At 65.9% G+C, this 14,949-nt stretch carries 12 protein-coding genes and 6 pseudogenes; 12 read left to right on the top strand and 6 right to left on the bottom strand.

Annotation, left to right across the window (positions count from 1 at the left end):
- From C5F48_RS17055 to arcC, 5 genes and pseudogenes are all read left to right on the top strand, one after another.
- A pseudogene (locus tag C5F48_RS17055) lies at window positions 1–870 on the top strand (YfcC family protein); the annotation flags it as partial.
- A gap of 1 nt (window position 871) precedes the next feature.
- Window positions 872–2,242, top strand: coding sequence for an amino acid permease (locus tag C5F48_RS17050; protein WP_107665066.1), 1,371 nt, complete (start codon window positions 872–874; stop codon window positions 2,240–2,242).
- Window positions 2,243–2,245: 3 nt separating this feature from the next.
- Window positions 2,246–3,472 (top strand): arginine deiminase, encoded by a 1,227-nt coding sequence (arcA, locus tag C5F48_RS17045; protein ID WP_107665065.1) that lies wholly within the window; start codon window positions 2,246–2,248, stop codon window positions 3,470–3,472.
- An 18-nt stretch (window positions 3,473–3,490) separates the two neighbouring features.
- Window positions 3,491–4,492, top strand: a complete 1,002-nt coding sequence (locus C5F48_RS17040) for an ornithine carbamoyltransferase (protein ID WP_107665064.1) — start codon at window positions 3,491–3,493, stop codon at window positions 4,490–4,492.
- A 1-nt stretch (window position 4,493) separates the two neighbouring features.
- Entirely contained in the window at window positions 4,494–5,432 is a 939-nt protein-coding gene (arcC, locus tag C5F48_RS17035) for a carbamate kinase (RefSeq protein ID WP_107665063.1), read from the top strand.
- A 179-nt stretch (window positions 5,433–5,611) separates the two neighbouring features.
- Here arcC and C5F48_RS17030 read toward each other — a convergent pair.
- The 3 pseudogenes from C5F48_RS17030 to C5F48_RS26130 all read right to left on the bottom strand — a co-directional run.
- Window positions 5,612–5,950 (bottom strand): annotated as a pseudogene (locus C5F48_RS17030) (ATP-binding protein); the annotation flags it as partial.
- 5 nt (window positions 5,951–5,955) lie between these two features.
- Window positions 5,956–6,339: pseudogene (locus tag C5F48_RS17025) on the bottom strand (winged helix-turn-helix transcriptional regulator); the annotation flags it as partial.
- Window positions 6,340–6,454: 115 nt separating this feature from the next.
- Window positions 6,455–6,711 (bottom strand): annotated as a pseudogene (locus C5F48_RS26130) (transposase); the annotation flags it as partial.
- Window positions 6,712–7,087: 376 nt separating this feature from the next.
- On the opposite strand from C5F48_RS26130, the gene C5F48_RS17020 reads away from it, so the two are divergent.
- Window positions 7,088–9,037, top strand: coding sequence for a TonB-dependent receptor domain-containing protein (locus C5F48_RS17020; protein WP_107665062.1), 1,950 nt, complete (start codon window positions 7,088–7,090; stop codon window positions 9,035–9,037).
- A gap of 38 nt (window positions 9,038–9,075) precedes the next feature.
- Here the strand turns inward: C5F48_RS17020 and C5F48_RS17015 are convergent, their stop codons facing one another.
- The gene (locus tag C5F48_RS17015; protein ID WP_107665061.1) at window positions 9,076–9,552 is read right to left on the bottom strand and encodes a MarR family winged helix-turn-helix transcriptional regulator; all 477 of its coding nucleotides are present in this window, start codon (window positions 9,550–9,552) and stop codon (window positions 9,076–9,078) included.
- Between the two features lie 99 nt (window positions 9,553–9,651).
- A complete protein-coding gene (locus tag C5F48_RS17010) occupies window positions 9,652–9,939 on the bottom strand; it encodes a DUF2218 domain-containing protein (RefSeq protein ID WP_107665060.1) in 288 nt (95 codons plus the stop codon).
- A gap of 129 nt (window positions 9,940–10,068) precedes the next feature.
- Between C5F48_RS17010 and C5F48_RS17005 the strand changes: the two genes are divergently transcribed.
- The 4 genes and pseudogenes from C5F48_RS17005 (at window position 10,069) to C5F48_RS16990 (ending at window position 13,612) form a co-directional block, all read left to right on the top strand.
- Window positions 10,069–10,962, top strand: a complete 894-nt coding sequence (locus tag C5F48_RS17005; protein ID WP_107665059.1) for a siderophore ABC transporter substrate-binding protein — start codon at window positions 10,069–10,071, stop codon at window positions 10,960–10,962.
- A gap of 3 nt (window positions 10,963–10,965) precedes the next feature.
- The gene (locus C5F48_RS17000) at window positions 10,966–11,916 is read left to right on the top strand and encodes an ABC transporter permease (protein WP_107665058.1); all 951 of its coding nucleotides are present in this window, start codon (window positions 10,966–10,968) and stop codon (window positions 11,914–11,916) included.
- Window positions 11,909–12,857, top strand: a pseudogene (locus tag C5F48_RS16995) (iron chelate uptake ABC transporter family permease subunit). Before C5F48_RS17000 ends, C5F48_RS16995 begins: the two are co-directional and overlap by 8 nt.
- On the top strand, window positions 12,854–13,612 hold the full coding sequence (locus tag C5F48_RS16990) for an iron ABC transporter ATP-binding protein (protein ID WP_107665057.1): 759 nt from the start codon (window positions 12,854–12,856) through the stop codon (window positions 13,610–13,612). Before C5F48_RS16995 ends, C5F48_RS16990 begins: the two are co-directional and overlap by 4 nt.
- Before the next feature lie 72 nt (window positions 13,613–13,684).
- Here the strand turns inward: C5F48_RS16990 and C5F48_RS26460 are convergent, their stop codons facing one another.
- On the bottom strand, window positions 13,685–13,843 hold the full coding sequence (locus tag C5F48_RS26460; protein ID WP_373454350.1) for a transposase domain-containing protein: 159 nt from the start codon (window positions 13,841–13,843) through the stop codon (window positions 13,685–13,687).
- A gap of 81 nt (window positions 13,844–13,924) precedes the next feature.
- Here C5F48_RS26460 and C5F48_RS26455 point away from each other — a divergent pair.
- A pseudogene (locus C5F48_RS26455) lies at window positions 13,925–14,449 on the top strand (MFS transporter); the annotation flags it as partial.
- 106 nt (window positions 14,450–14,555) lie between these two features.
- The gene (locus C5F48_RS26120; protein ID WP_245941482.1) at window positions 14,556–14,888 is read left to right on the top strand and encodes a hypothetical protein; all 333 of its coding nucleotides are present in this window, start codon (window positions 14,556–14,558) and stop codon (window positions 14,886–14,888) included.
- Window positions 14,889–14,949: the final 61 nt, after the last annotated feature.

Genomic DNA, 14,949 nt, shown 5'->3' with positions numbered 1-14,949 from the left:
GCGCTGCGCGCGTTCATCCTGTTTGCCTGCCTCGCCGCCGGCATCCTCTTCGTCATGCGGTACGCCAGCCGCGTGAAGGCCCACCCAGAGCGTTCGATCGTCGCAGCACAACGCGAGGACAACATCGCCCACTTCCTCAAGGGGGTCGACTCCGGCGCGCCGTTGCCCGATTTCAGCGCCACACGCGCGTTCATCCTCGTGTTGTTCGGCCTGACCTTCGTGGTCATGCTCTGGGGCGTGATCTCGCAGGGCTGGTGGATGGGCGAGATGTCGGCGCTGTTCCTCGGCATGGCGATCTTGACCTTCTTCGTCGCGAAAGCCGACGCCCAGACCAGGATGGACGAGCACACCTTCGTCGACACCTTCGTGGGCGGCGCACGCGACCTGCTCGGCGTGGCGCTGCTGATAGGGGTCGCCCGCGGCATCGTCGTGATCATGGACGCCGGCAAGATCACCGACACGATCCTGAACGCGCTCGCGGGCACGCTGGCCGGCTTCGGCGACGTGCCTTTCATCAATGTGATGCTGGCGTCCCAGACCTTCCTGTCCTTCGTCGTGCCCTCGTCGTCCGGGCTCGCCGTCCTGACCATGCCGATCCTCGCACCGCTGTCGGACTTCGCGGGAGTGCAGCGCGACCTGACCGTGACCGCCTACCAGTCGGCCAATGGCTGGGTGAACCTCTTCAACCCGACATTCGCGGTGGTGATGGGCGGGCTCGCCATCGGGCGGGTCGGCTACGATCGCTGGCTGCGCTTCGTTTGGCCTCTGTTGCTGATCCTCGCGGTGATCATCTCGGCGGCGCTGAGCGTCTCTGCGGTCATGTCTGACGCTCCTTCCACGTCGCCTCCCGCCGCCGAGCTGGCGAACTGAGATGTTGGAAGCGGCTCCGATCAGGGTGGAGGAAGCCGGCAGCCTCGGGCTCGTCGCCTGCACCGCACTGGTGATCGGCAACATGATCGGCTCGGGCATCTTCCTGTTGCCGGCGCCGCTCGCCGCGTTCGGGCCGGTTTCGCTGCTCGGCTGGATGGTGACCACCCTGGGAGCGTTGGTGCTGGCAGTGATCTTTGGCCGGCTGTCGCGCATCGTGACCAAGACCGGCGGCCCCTATGCCTATAGCGAGGCGGGGTTCGGAGAATTCGCCGGCTTCATTATCGCCTGGGGCTACTGGATCGCGCTCTGGACCGGCAACGCCGGGGTGGCGGTGGCGCTTGCGGGCTACGTCGGGTTCCTGTTTCCCGGGATCGGCGCGTCGTCGAACGCCAGTCTCGCGGTGGCGCTGATCTCGATCTGGCTGCTGACGCTGGTCAACATCCGCGGCGTCGCCGAAGCGGGCTGCGTGCAGGTTGTCACCACCGTGCTGAAACTCGTGCCGCTCGCGCTGATCGGCACGCTTGGCTTCTTCTGGATCGAAGTCGCCAACTTCACGCCGTTCAACACCACCGGCCAGTCCAACCTCTCCGCCATCTCCGCGACGGCGGCGCTGACGCTCTGGGCCTATCTCGGGTTGGAGTCGGCCACGGTGCCCTATGGCGACGTGATCGACCCGGAACGCACGATCCCGCGCGCGACCATCCTCGGCGTCCTGGTGGCCGCCGCCGTCTACATCTCGGTGACCGCCGTGTCGATCGGCGTGGTGCCGTCGGCGGAACTCGCCGCGTCGCCGGCGCCTCTCGCGCTGGTGGCCGGGGTGATGTGGGGCGCGGTCGGCGGCGTGCTGGTGGCGGTTGGCGCGGTGATCTCGACCTTTGGCACGCTCAACGGCTTCACGCTCCTGGCCGGGCAGGTGCCCTACGGCGCAGCGCTCGATCGGGTTTTCCCGGAGCGGTTCGGGCATCTCTCGCGCTTCGGCACGCCGGCGAACGCGCTGGTTCTCTCCGGTCTGCTCGCCTCGATCCTGGTCGCGATGAACTTCGCCGACGGCCTTGTCGGGGCATTCAACGCCATCATCCTGCTGGCGGTCGTGTCGAGCCTCCTGCCCTACGCGATCTGCGCGCTGGCCGAACTGATGATCGTGGCTCGCACCGGCAAGTGCCTCGCCGGGCCGCAAATGTTCAAGGTCGCCGGGCTCGGCGCGCTCGGCTTTCTGTACGCGCTCTGGGCGATCTACGGCGCCGGGGCCGAAACGGTGTTCCTGGGCTTCCTGCTCATCCTCAGCGGAATCCCCGTCCACGTCGCCATCAAGTGGCGCGACTGCGCCCGAGAAACCGCTGACCCGGTGAAGCCGCTGCACAAGGAGAAGTGACCAATGCAACTCGGGGTCCATTCAGAGATCGGCAAGCTCCGAAAGGTCATGGTATCGCGCCCGTCGCTGGCCCACGAGAGGCTGACGCCCGGCAACTGCCACGACCTGTTGTTCGACGACGTGATCTGGGTGCAGAAGGCCCGCTCCGACCACGCCGACTTCGTCCTGAAGATGAAGGACGGCGACATCGAGGTCTTCGACATTCAGGACCTGCTCACCGACATCTTCGAGAGCAATCCCGAAGCCCGTGCATTCGTGCTCGACCGCCGGATCACCGCCAACGAGGTTGGCCCCGCGCTGGCGCGGATCGTCCGGCCCTGGCTGGAAGAGCTCGATGCACACCATCTCGCCCGCCACCTGCTCGGCGGCATAGTCCGCGACGACCTCCCGAAGGACCTGATCACCCCGCTGATGCAGGATGCGCTGTCGCCGACCGAGTTCATCATCCCCCCGGTGCCGAACACCCTGTTCCAGCGCGACCCGAGCTGCTGGATCTACGGCGGCGTCACCTGCAACCCGATGTACTGGCCGGCGCGCAAGCCGGAGTCGCTGTTCCAGCGCGCCGTTTACAAGTTCCATCCCGAGTTCACCGAGAATGAGTTCGAGATCTGGTGGGGCGACAGCGACGAGGACTGGGGGGCGACCTCGATGGAGGGCGGGGACGTCATGCCGATCGGCAAGGGCGTCGTCCTGATCGGCATGGGGGAGCGCACCACCCGTCAGGCGGTGAACCAGATAGCGCTCCGCCTCTTCGCCAAGGGCGCCGCCCAACGGATCATCGCCTGCGCGATGCCGAAGATGCGCGCGGCGATGCACCTCGACACCGTTTTCTCCTGCCTCGACCACGACAAGGTGACGGCCTTCCGCGAGGTGGTGGACGCGATCACCTGTTTTTCCCTCCGCCCCGACGGCAATGGCGGCATCGAGATAACCCGCGATGGCCTGCACCTCTTCGAGGTCTACAAGGAGGCCCTTGGCCTGTCGGACCTGCTGGTCGTCGGCACCGGCGGCAACGCCTTCGACGCGGAACGCGAGCAATGGGACGACGGCAACAATGTTGTCGCCCTCGAGCCGGGCGTGGTCATTGGCTACGACCGCAACACCCACACCAACACGCTGCTGCGCAAGGCCGGGATCGAGGTGATCACCATCAATGGCCAAGAACTCGGACGCGGCCGCGGCGGCGGCCACTGCATGACCTGCCCGATCCTTCGTGATCCTGCCTATTAAACACATAGGGGAAACGCCATGTCCTTCAACCTCAGGGGCCGCAGCTACCTCAAGCTCGACGACCTCACCCAACGCGAGATGCTCTACCTGCTCGACCTGTCACGCGACCTCAAGCGCGCGAAATACGCCGGCACCGAGCAGCCTCGGCTCACGGGCAAGGAGATTTGCCTGATCTTCGAAAAGACATCGACGCGGACCCGCTGCGCCTTCGAGGTCGCCGCCCACGACCAGGGAGCCCACGTCACCTACCTTGATCCGTCGGGCAGCCAGATCGGTCACAAGGAGTCGATGAAGGACACCGCCCGCGTGCTCGGCCGGATGTTTGACGCCATCGAGTTCCGCGGCGCTGACCAGCAGCTTGTCGAGACCCTCGCCGCCTTCGCCGGCGTGCCGGTCTACAACGGCCTGACCGACGACTGGCACCCCACCCAGATGCTCGCCGACATGCTGACGATGGTGGAAAACTGCGACAAGCCGCGCACCCAGATCGCTTACGCCTTCCTCGGCGACGCCCGCAACAACATGGGCAACTCGCTTCTGGTGCTCGGCGCGATGATGGGCTGCGACGTGCGCCTGGTGGCACCCAAGGAAAACCAGCCGCACGACGACGTGCAGGAGATCGCCCGAACATGGGCTGCCGAGACCGGCGCACGGCTGATGATCACCGACGACATCGACAAGGGCGTCAAGGGCGCGGACTTCATCCACACCGACGTGTGGGTCTCGATGGGCGAGGCGAAGGAAATCTGGGCCGAACGCATCAAGCTGCTCATGCCCTATCAGGTCAACATGGCGCTGATGAAGAAGACCGGCAATCCGGTGGTCAAGTTCATGCACTGCCTGCCGGCCTTCCATAACACCGAGACCAAGGTCGGCAGCGAGATATTCGAGAAATTCGGCATCTCCGAGATGGAGGTCACCGAGGAGGTGTTCGAAAGTCCGATGAACGTCGCCTTCGAGCAAGCCGAGAACCGGCTGCACACCATCAAGGCGATCCTCGTGGCGACCTTGGGGGCCTGAGATGACCCGCATCGTCATCGCCCTCGGCGGCAACGCGCTCCTGAAACGCGGCGAGGAGCTGACCGCCGCGAACCAGCGCGCCAACGCCCGTATTGCCGCCGAGGCGCTGGCGCCTCTCTGCGCAGGCAACGACGTCGTGATCACCCATGGCAACGGCCCACAGGTCGGGCTGCTGGCGCTGAAGGAGATCGCCTATCCCGGCGAGGACGCCCCGCTCGATGTGCTCGGCGCCGAGACCGAGGGGGCGATCGGCTACATGATCGAGCAGGAACTCGGCAACGTGCTGCCCTTCGAGCGGCCGATCGCCACGCTTCTGACCATGGTCGAAGTCGACCCCGAAGACCCTGCCTTCCAGGACCCGACCAAGTTCATTGGCAGGATCTACGACGAGGCAGAGGCCATGGCCGAGGCCGCCGCCAAGGGCTGGACGGTCAAGCCCGACGGCAAGCACTGGCGCCGTGTGGTGCCCTCGCCACTGCCGATGCGCATCTTCCAGCTCAACCCGATCAAGTGGCTGCTCGAGAAAGGCACGCTGGTGATCGCCGCGGGCGGAGGCGGCATTCCCACCATGTATGAGAAGGGCACGCGCCGGCTTGTCGGGGTCGAATGCGTGATCGACAAGGATCGCGCCACCGCGCTCCTCGCCCTCGAGATCGGGGCGGACATCTTCATCTGCGCCACCGACGCCGACGCCGTCTATATCGACTGGGGAGAGCCCGGGCAGCGCGCGATCAGACGGGCCACCCCCGACGCCATGACCGCCTATTCCTTTCCCGCCGGCTCCATGGGCCCCAAGGTCGAGGCCGCTCGGGACTTCGCCCACGCCACCGGTGGACGGGCGATCATCTGCGCCCTCGCGGACGTGCCCGCGGCGGTGCGCGGCGAGAAGGGCACCACCATCACGAACGACGCCGAGGCCGGCGAAATGGTCTTCTTCTGAGGGACCGTTACGGTTGGGGTGCGCCCCAGCCGGAGCTGACCGTTCGGCGCAATCTCGCGCGGCCAAGAAACACTTCAACGTATGGTTAGCACTGTTCGACATCAGACTGTTGATTTCCACCCAGAACTGAGCCGGGTTTTCCATCGAGAAGTGAGCCACCTCTGACTATGGATTTCGGATCAAGTCGGGGTCAAGGCATGGTTTGTGTCCTTCTTTTTTCTGGCGACTGCGGCTGAGCTGGCCTTGAAGCGGAAGCTGTCGTTTCCGGTTTCGAGGATGTGGCAGCGGTGGGTGAGGCGGTCGAGCAGGGCTGTGGTCATCTTGGCGTCAGCAAAGACCGTGGCCCATTCGCTGAAGCTGAGATTTGTGGTGATCACGACGCTGGTGCGTTCGTAGAGCTTGCTCAGCAGATGGAACAGCAATGCCCCGCCCGAGGCGCTGAACGGCAGATATCCGAGTTCATCCAGGATCACCAAGTCGAGGCGGGTCAGGCTTTCGGCAATTTGCCCAGCCTTACCCGCCGGGGCGGAAAAGCCAACGGAACAAATGTCCCGCGTCCAGTCGTCTGCTGCTCGCGCTGCCGATCAGCCCGCCATTCCCGCGCGAAGGCCGCAACCCGGTTGTAGGAGCCGGTGAAGCCGAGCGTCACCAGATCGGCGTGCATCTTCTTCAGTGTCTGCCGCTCTTTACGTGACTTCCCGGCATTGGTCTTCAGCCAACCCGCCAGCTTCTCGGCAAAGGGATCAAGCCTGCTCGGACGCTCCGGCGTCGCGAACTCCGGCTCCACCTTCTCTGCCGCAAGATGCTTGGTCACAGTATTGCGCGACAAACCCGTGCGCTTGGCGATCTCGCGGATCGACAGCTTCTGTCGCAGGTGCATCCGACGAATGATGTTCAAAAGTCCCATGTGGATCACTCCGTTGCCCCCGCCGCTCGCCGCTTCGGGGGAAGGTTCACATGGCTCAATTCTCAGTGGAAATTATGCGCCTACCCGGCTCAGTTCTGGGTGGAAATCAACACGCCCTCTTCAGAATGTCACGCTCCGCCCGGAGCCGGGCCACCTCTTTCCTCAAAGCTGATATCTCGGCCAGATCAGCGCGCAACTGCCCGTTCCCGGGAAAGGCAACAGCAGGGGGTGCAGTCAGCTCCCGTATCCTGCGGCGCAACACCCTCTCCGCTACATCAAGGTCACAGGCGGCCTGCGCCACCGCCACACCCGATGCGTCACCAGCCTCACAGCCTCAATCTTGAACTCGCGGCTGAACTTCCGTCTCGTCATATCTACTCTCCGGTTAATGGGTCACGATCTTATTTTCTTGTCGACGAAACCGGCAGCAGCTCAGATTGGTGGCGCGGCAGGCAGACCTGAGCCGGTGAGCTTTCTATATTCTGAGTTGCCATATCTGACCTTCAAGCTGCCGCGACAAGCACCCAGCTAGCCAATGGCTCGGCCCCATGTCGCTGCTATGAACTCCGCCGCCCGTCCCCATTGCCGTCGATAACAACGCCGGTTCAATCCGCATGTTGATGTGCGACGAGTCGTGCACGTTGTTACATGCACTTGCATGTTCGGAGCCGCCGATTTAAAGAATGACTGTCCAGCGAAGCGACGGGTCGACCTCAGCCACGCGTTATTCCCATAACGGAGAGGTGACATGTCGTCTTCCGAAGCCCATTCCCATCTCGGCGCCCTGCGGCGGCTCTGGTCGAGCGCCGCCCTGTTGCTGTTGCTGGCTCCCCCGGTCGCAGGGCAGGACATGCTGCTCGATCCTATCATCGTCGAACAGGAGGACGAGTGGTCAGGCGCCGCCGACCGGGCCACCACGCAATATGTCTCGCAGGCCGAGCTGGAGCGAGCGCGGACCGGGGACCTGAGGGATCTCTTTGCCGGGATCGCCTCGGTTTCCGTCGGGGGCGCGCTGCCGGTGGCGCAGAAGATCTTCGTGAACGGCGTCGACATGCTGAACCTCGCTGTGACGCTGGATGGGGTGGCGCAGAACAATCGCGCCTTCCACCACGTCAGCGCAAACGCCATCGATCCCGGCTTGCTGAAGGCTGCGCGCGCCGATGCCGGCGCGGCGCCCGCTGATGCTGGCCCGAATGCGCTTGCAGGCTCGGTGGTGTTCGAGACGGTGGATGCCGGCGATATCCTGATGGAGGGCAAGAGCTTCGGCGGCAATGCCCGGCTGTCCTTCGGCGACAATGGAAATACCTTTACGCGCGCACTGACCCTCGCCGGCAAACAGGGCGGATTCGAGTGGCTTGGCTATCTGAAGTCGGCGACTGGCGACGACTACCAGACCGGCGGCGGCGAGACGATCAGCGGAACCGCGGCCGATCTGCAGAGCCGGTTGCTGAAGCTCGGCTTCGAGACCGAGGGCCATCGCTTCGAGTTGTCGGCCATGGACCTGACAGACGACGCGCTGCGCCGCTATCGCGCCAATATCGGCGAAGTGATCGGTGGGCGGCCGGTGCCGGAACTGCGCCGCTACGACACCGTAAGACGGAATTTTTCGCTGAGCTACGAGATGACCCAGGATGCAGGCCTCTGGGACCCAAAGGTGGTGCTCGGCCGGTCGCAGAACCTGATCGACATCCCGGACCCCGAACTGTCCGAAGGCGTCACGACATCGGACACGCTGACAGTCCAGAACACCTTCCATCTGTCGGAGCGCGACACAATCGTCGCTGGGCTCGATTACTATGACCGCAGCGCCAGATATAACGACACGGACGAGGCCTATCGCGAAAGTGCCCAAAACGTGGGCCTCTTCGCCCAGGCGCGGCTGGAGCCGATGGACCGCCTGAAGCTCTCCTTCGGCTTGCGCGCCGACTGGCAGGACTTCAGCGGCGAGAAGGGCTTCGAAGGCAGCTATGACGGGTTGAGCGGCAACCTCTCGGCCTCCTATGAGGCAATCGACGGGCTGACGCTGCGGGCGGGCTATTCCAGCGTCTTCGGCGGCCTGTCGATCGAGGACAATTACGAGTTCTGGCGCAGCGGTGGCTGGGATTATGCGGGGCTGGAAACCTCCCGCGCCCGCAACTTCACGCTCGGCGCGGATTACGAGGCCGGCGAGCTTCGGCTCGGCGGCGAGGTGTTCCTGACCGAGGTCGACAATGCCCGCTCCTTCGACACTAATTTCGATTTCAAGAGCCGCGGCTTCAACATCGGCGCCACCTATGGCTGGACCGGTGGCTTCGCCCGGCTGACCTACTCCGACAGCGAGGTCGAGGTGAATGGCGGACTGTCCGACAGCTATGCGGCCGTCGACTTCGGCGCGCCGCTGGGGCAGGTGCTCGCCTTCGAAGTGCAGCAGGCGATCGGGATCTCTGGCTGGACCCTCGGCGGCAGCTTCGACATGGCGCTGGATTATGACGACGTTCCCGCCTCGGCCGAGCAGGAGATCGACGGCTATCACGTGGTCAACCTCTTCGCGGAATACGTTCCGGCCAGCCTGCCCGACCTGCGCCTGCGTGCCGAGGTGAACAACCTCTTTGATCAGGACTACGCCGACCGGGCGACCTATGGTGCGGATTTCGCCAGCATCGTGCCGCTGAACGAGCCGGGGCGCACGCTCACCGTCTCGCTGGTGAACCGCTTCTGAACGAGGCGCGGGCCCCAGCCGAAGGGCCCGCCGCCTGTTCAAGGATAGAGCCGGATCAGCAGGCGGCTGAGGTCATAGGCCTCGTCCACGCTCAGCCGATGCGCGAGTTCAGACTGGATCGCCGCCATATAGGCCGGCCAGATCCGTTCGTGCAGGCCGAGCCCGGCCTCGGTCAGATAAAGCCGCTGCGCCCGACCGGCGCCGGGCATCTTCTCGCGCCGCAGCCATCCCGCCGTCTCCAGCCGCGAGACGTGGCGCGACAGGGCGTATTGCGCCACGAAAAGCCGGCGTTCGAGCTCCGCCATCGGAAGTCCGTCGCCGGCCGCGCGCTCCACCTCGATCAGGATCTCGTACCAGATCGGGTCCTCGATCCCTTCGACGCGCAGGGCGCGGCCGATGCGCGGCGCCATGCTGCGATGGATGCGCAGCAGGTTGAACCAGACCCGATTATGCGCGATCTGTGGATCGGCGTCGGAAAACTGTGCTGGCGGGTCGGCGACCGGCGTTCGAGGCATCGCGGCATGTCCTTGCAGGGCAGGGGCTGGGCCTCCCCTGTCTAGCTGTCGGCGTAAGGGCAGACCAGCCCCATGGCCCGCGGCTTGGCCAGAACGCGGTCAGGCCTGACTCCAGCTCAGACCGGAGAAGCCCTCGCGGAAGGCGAAGGTCACCAGATGGGAATCGATCACATACCGCGACTGGATGAGCCCATTGGCATCCTCCGCCGTCAACCGAACGGTCAGCCCCTCGGCATCGGCCGTCAGTTCGGCCGGGCCGGCGATCAGGGCGCAATGCCCCCCCGTTTCGGAGAAGCTGACCTCGATCTTGTGCCCGAGGTGCTTGCACAACTGCTGCAGATATTTCGAGGCGTTCTGCGTCGGGTAATGCGCGATGGTCTCCAGCATGGTGGATCCTTATCTGAGTGTTTTTCTGGGATTAAGGGCTGGACCTGTCAGCCGCAAGTGATACTGAAAGGCAATCGCGTGCAGCCAGCCTGTGCAGCCACACGCCGGATCGTCGAGGAGATCTGCGCGATGAGGCGCCTAATCATGACCGGCCTGCTGGCCACCCTGCTTCTTTCCGCCGCGCCGCTGCAGGCGGCCGAAATCCTCACCGCGCGCGGCCCGGTGTCCGTCGCGGACCAACCCGAGATACTGGCGGTCTATGACGTGGCGGCGATCGAAACGCTGCTCGCCCTTGGCGTCGCCCCGGACGGCGTTCCCTCGAAGCTCTACATCCCCGAACTGTCCGAGGCGCTGGCGGATGCGACTCCTGTCGGCACGCTGTTCGAACCGGATCTCGAGGCGCTGGCGGCGCTGGGGCCGGCGCTGATCGTGGCGGGGGGACGGTCTTCCACGCAGGTGGAGGCGCTGTCGCAGGTGGCGCCGACCATCGACATGACCATCGGTGCGGACCTTGTCCCAGAGGCCCGCGCAAGGCTGGCGGCTTACGGCGCGCTGTTCGGCAAGGAGGCCGAGGCGGCGACGCTCGACGCGGCGCTCGCGGCGAAGCTGGAGGAGGCGAGACAGGCCGCTGTCGGACAGGGAACTGCGCTGATCGTGCTGACCAATGGGCCGAAGGTCTCGGCCTACGGCCTCGGGTCGCGCTTCGGCTGGATCCATGAGGCGCTGGACCTGCCCGAAGCCCGCCCCGCGCTGGATCCTGCCACCCATGGCGATGCGATCTCCTTCGAATTCATCGCCGAGGTGAACCCCGACTGGCTGATCGTGATCGATCGCGGCGCCGCGGTCGGCGAGGAGGGCTCGGCCGCGGCGGCCACGCTCGACACGCCGCTGGTGACCGGAACGACCGCTTGGCGGCAGGACCAGGTGATCTACCTCGACCCAGCGCAAGTCTATATCGCGGGCGGCGGCTACGCTTCGATGATGCAGACGTTGGACCGATTGATCTCGGGCTTCCGCGGCTGAGCGATGCGGGTCTCGTCATGGGTCCTGCTGGCGCTGGCGCCGCTGTCGCTGGCCAGCCTGATGACGGGGGCGGCCAGTCTCGACCCCTCCAGCCTCGGCGCCGATCCGCGCGCTTGGATGCTGCTGATGGAGTCGCGACTGCCGCGCACCCTCGCCGTCCTGCTGACCGGAGCAGCGCTCGCGGTCGCCGGCGTGGTGATGCAGCAGCTGGTGCGCAACCGCTTCGTCGAGCCGGGCACTATCGGAACGGCCGAGAGCGCGGCGATCGGCCTGCTCGCCATCACTCTGATCGCGCCTGCTTCGCCGGTCTGGGTCAAGATGCTGGCGGCAAGCCTCGCCGCCATGGCCGGCACCGCGCTGTTTCTCGCGCTGATCCGCCGCCTGCCGCCGCGCGAGGTTCTTCTGGTGCCGCTGGTCGGGTTGATCCTGTCGGGCGTGCTGCAATCTGCGGCGACCTTCGTCGCCTGGCAGACGGATCTGATGCAGTATCTCGGGATCTGGCTGATGACCGGCGAGTTTTCCGGCGTGGTGGCGGGCCGCTACGCGCTGCTCTGGATCGCGGGCGCAGCGACCTGTCTTGCCTGGGTCGCGGCGGATCGCCTTGCCCTGCTCGGTCTTGGCGAACAGACGGTGACGGGCTTGGGCTTGAACCCCGTTGCGGTAATGCGGCTGGGGCTTCTGGTGGTGGCGCTGGTGACGGCGATGGTCGTGGTGACCGTGGGAATGGTGCCCTTCGTCGGGTTGGTGGTGCCGAATGTCGTGGCGCGGCTCATGGGCGACAACCTGCGGGCGACGCTTCCGGTCGTGGCGGCGGTCGGCGCCGCGCTGGTGCTGGCCTGCGACCTTCTGGGGCGGTTGATCCGCTACCCCTATGAATTGCCGGTGGGCACGGTCCTGGGCGTGCTGGGATCGCTGCTGTTCCTCTGGCTGCTGTGGCGACCGCAACGTGCGTAGGCATCCGCTCCTCTGGCTGGCGGCCGCGCTTCTTGGGATCTCTGCCGCCTACCTGTTCTGGGGCCTCGGCGGCGACAGCTGGCGCTTCGTGCTGGGGCTGCGGGCGGGGAAGGCTGGCCGCCCTGCTGGTCGTCGGCGCATCGGTAGCCGTGGCCACGGTGCTATTCCAGACCGTCGCGGCCAACCGCATCCTGACCCCCTCCATCATGGGCTTCGACGCGCTCTATGTGCTGATGCAGACCGCGCTGGTCGCGGGCCTCGGCATCACCGGCTTCGCGCTTCTGCCAGCGGGGCCGAAGTTCCTGATTGAGGTGACCGCGCTGGTCGCCGCCTCGCTGATGCTGTTCGGCACACTCCTTGGACGCGGCGGCCAGGATATCGTGCGCACGATCCTGACAGGGGTGATCTTCGGCATCCTGTTCCGCTCGCTCGCCGGGTTCCTGGCGCGGCTTCTCGATCCCAACGAATATGCCGTGGTGCAGCAGGCCAGCTTCGCCAGCTTTTCGCGGGTGAACGCCGAGCTGCTGCCCTGGGCGGCGGGACTGGCCGGGATCGGAATCGCCGGTGCGATCCGGCTGGCGCCGCGGCTCGACGTGCTGGCGCTGGGGCGGCGCATCTCGGTGCCGCTGGGCTTGGCGCATGAGCGCATGGCGCTGCTGACGCTGGGTCTGGTGGCGGTGCTGGTTTCGGCATCCACCGCGCTGGTCGGGCCTGTCGGATTCTTCGGCCTGATCGTCGCCGGCCTGGCGCATGGGCTGACCCGCGACCCGCGTCATGCCGTATTGCTGCCCGCTGCCGCGATGATCGCCGGGGTGCTGCTGGTTGGCGGTCAGACCCTGTTCGAGCGGCTGCTGGGCCTGCAATCGACACTGTCGGTGGTGGTCGAATTTGCCGGCGGAATGTTCTTCCTCTGGCTCCTGTTGAAAGGACGCATCCGATGATCGAGATCGAGGCGGTGAGCCACCGGATAGGCCAGGTGACCATCCTCGACCACGTTGGCACGCGGCTGCCGCGGGGGGCGATGACCGCGCTGATCGGGCCGAACGGAGCAGGAAAATCGACCTTGCTGAACCTGGTCGCCAGATTGCTGCCGTTGCAGGAGGGGCGGATCGCCGTCGAAGGGCTGGACGTGACCCGCACGCCGTCGCGGGCCCTGGCGCTGCGCATGGCGGTGCTGGGTCAGGACACGGCGATCGGCAGCCGGCTAAGGGTGCGCGAACTTGTCGGTTTCGGGCGCTGGCCGCACCATCAGGGGCGGCCAGATCCGGCGGATGCTGCGGCGGTGCTGGCCGCGCTGGACGCCTTCGGGCTGACGCCGCTGGGCGCCAGGTTCCTTGATGAGCTCTCCGGTGGCCAGCGCCAGCGCGCCTTCGTCGCCATGACCTTCGCTCAGGCGACCGACTGGCTGCTGCTGGACGAGCCGCTGAACAACCTCGACATGGCGCATGCGCGGGCGCTGATGGCGCGGCTGCACTCTCTGGTTCGGGAGGAAGGCAAGAGCGTGGTGCTGGTGGTGCATGAGGTGAATTACGCCGCCGCCTGGGCCGACCACATCGTCGCGCTGCGCGACGGGCGCATCGTCGCCGAAGGCCCCCCGGCCGAGGTCCTGACCCCGGCAATCCTGTGCGACATCTACGGCATGGAGATGGCCGTCACCGAGCACGCCGGCCGACCGCTGGTGCTGCACCATATCTGACTGGGCAGGGGAGCCCGCCTCCTTGAGGATCTCTCGATGCGCCCAGTTGAGGGTGAGCGCTTTGCCGATCCCCTATGCAGCGCGGCTTGACGTTTTTCGGAAGTGCCAGGGCATGAGGTTTTCGATCCGGCTGGCCGGGTGGCCGTCGAGGATCGCGCGCAGCGTTTCGGCGATATAGCTCACCGAGTTCACGTCGCTCATCTTGCAGGTGGCCACGAGCGAAGCGAGCATGGCCCAGCTTTCGTCTCCGACCTCGTGGCCGGCGAACAACGCATTCTTGCGCGTGAGAGCCATCGCCCGTTCATTCTGCCAATGTCGGGCAATTTGTTGTGGTCCATTACCGTTGGCATGCGCTTTTCGGTCGACGCCTTCGGGTCGAGCGCGTTGACAGGCGTAGATCCGGGCAGTTTGTCGACGTCGAGGTTCACCGCTGCGCTGCTGGCGCGGTTCGTGGGCGGCATGTCGGCGGGCCTGCTCTGGGCGCTGCTCGCCGGCTATGCCGTGCACATGTCGCCGCCGCATCAGGCGGGGCGGGCGATGGCCATTGCGATGGCGGGAACGCCGCTGGCGCTGTCCATCGGCATCCCAACTGGCACCTTTCTGGGCCTCCTCGCCGGCTGGCGGCCGACCTTCGGGCTGCTCAGCCTCGCCGCGCTGCTGCTGGTCGGCTGGATCCAGGCGAAGGTGCCGGATTTTGACGGTGAGGCAGAGACGCAGCGCCCCTCGCTGGCCGAGGTCTTCGCGGTGCCAGGCGTGCGGCCGGTGCTGGCGGTGACGCTGTGCTTCGTGCTGGCCCACAACCTCCTCTACACCTACATCGCGCCGCTGCTGGCAGGGCACGGGATGGCGCGCCAGATCGACACGGTGCTGCTGGTCTTTGGCACAGCGGCGCTGGTCAGCTATCGGCTTGACGGGCGCGCTGATCGACCGATGGCTGCGGTTAATGACCTTTGTCAGCATCGGTCTGTTCCTTGCCGCTGCGCTCCTGCTTGCGGTGGCGACCGGCGCGCCTCTGGCGATCTATGCCGCCGCGCTGATCTGGGGGCTGGCCTTCGGCGGGGCGGCGACGCAGTTCCAGACCGCCTCGGCCCGTGCAGCAGGCCCGGCGGCCGATGTGGCACAGGCGATGATCGTCACGGCTTGGAACATCGCCATCTTCGGCGGCGCTGTGGCGGGCGGCGCGATCCTTGATACTGTGGGAGCGGGCGGACTGCCCTGGGCTGGTATCGTGCTGCTTCTGGGGGCGACCGGATCGGCGGTTTGGATGAGGCGCTGATTCCGCTGCGGCCAGCCAAGACTCCATGCGGTGATATCTAAAACGAACGCACATTCTGGTT

Origin of the sequence: Cereibacter changlensis JA139, assembly GCF_003034985.1 — a bacterium.
GTDB classification, from domain to species: Bacteria; Pseudomonadota; Alphaproteobacteria; order Rhodobacterales; family Rhodobacteraceae; genus Cereibacter; species Cereibacter changlensis.
The sequence above is the reverse complement of the archived record's forward strand: the minus strand, read 5'-3'. Positions and strand labels throughout refer to the sequence as shown.

Excerpts from the sequence above, each read along its gene's own strand:
- C5F48_RS17050 (WP_107665066.1), top strand. The coding sequence starts at position 872 with ATGTTGGAAGCGGCTCCGATCAGGGTGGAGGAAGCCGGCAGCCTCGGG.
- arcA (WP_107665065.1), top strand. The coding sequence starts at position 2,246 with ATGCAACTCGGGGTCCATTCAGAGATCGGCAAGCTCCGAAAGGTCATG.
- C5F48_RS17040 (WP_107665064.1), top strand. The coding sequence starts at position 3,491 with ATGTCCTTCAACCTCAGGGGCCGCAGCTACCTCAAGCTCGACGACCTC.
- arcC (WP_107665063.1), top strand. The coding sequence starts at position 4,494 with ATGACCCGCATCGTCATCGCCCTCGGCGGCAACGCGCTCCTGAAACGC.
- C5F48_RS17020 (WP_107665062.1), top strand. The coding sequence starts at position 7,088 with ATGTCGTCTTCCGAAGCCCATTCCCATCTCGGCGCCCTGCGGCGGCTC.
- C5F48_RS17015 (WP_107665061.1), bottom strand. The coding sequence starts at position 9,552 with ATGCCTCGAACGCCGGTCGCCGACCCGCCAGCACAGTTTTCCGACGCC.
- C5F48_RS17010 (WP_107665060.1), bottom strand. The coding sequence starts at position 9,939 with ATGCTGGAGACCATCGCGCATTACCCGACGCAGAACGCCTCGAAATAT.
- C5F48_RS17005 (WP_107665059.1), top strand. The coding sequence starts at position 10,069 with ATGAGGCGCCTAATCATGACCGGCCTGCTGGCCACCCTGCTTCTTTCC.
- C5F48_RS17000 (WP_107665058.1), top strand. The coding sequence starts at position 10,966 with ATGCGGGTCTCGTCATGGGTCCTGCTGGCGCTGGCGCCGCTGTCGCTG.
- C5F48_RS16990 (WP_107665057.1), top strand. The coding sequence starts at position 12,854 with ATGATCGAGATCGAGGCGGTGAGCCACCGGATAGGCCAGGTGACCATC.
- C5F48_RS26460 (WP_373454350.1), bottom strand. The coding sequence starts at position 13,843 with ATGCTCGCTTCGCTCGTGGCCACCTGCAAGATGAGCGACGTGAACTCG.
- C5F48_RS26120 (WP_245941482.1), top strand. The coding sequence starts at position 14,556 with ATGACCTTTGTCAGCATCGGTCTGTTCCTTGCCGCTGCGCTCCTGCTT.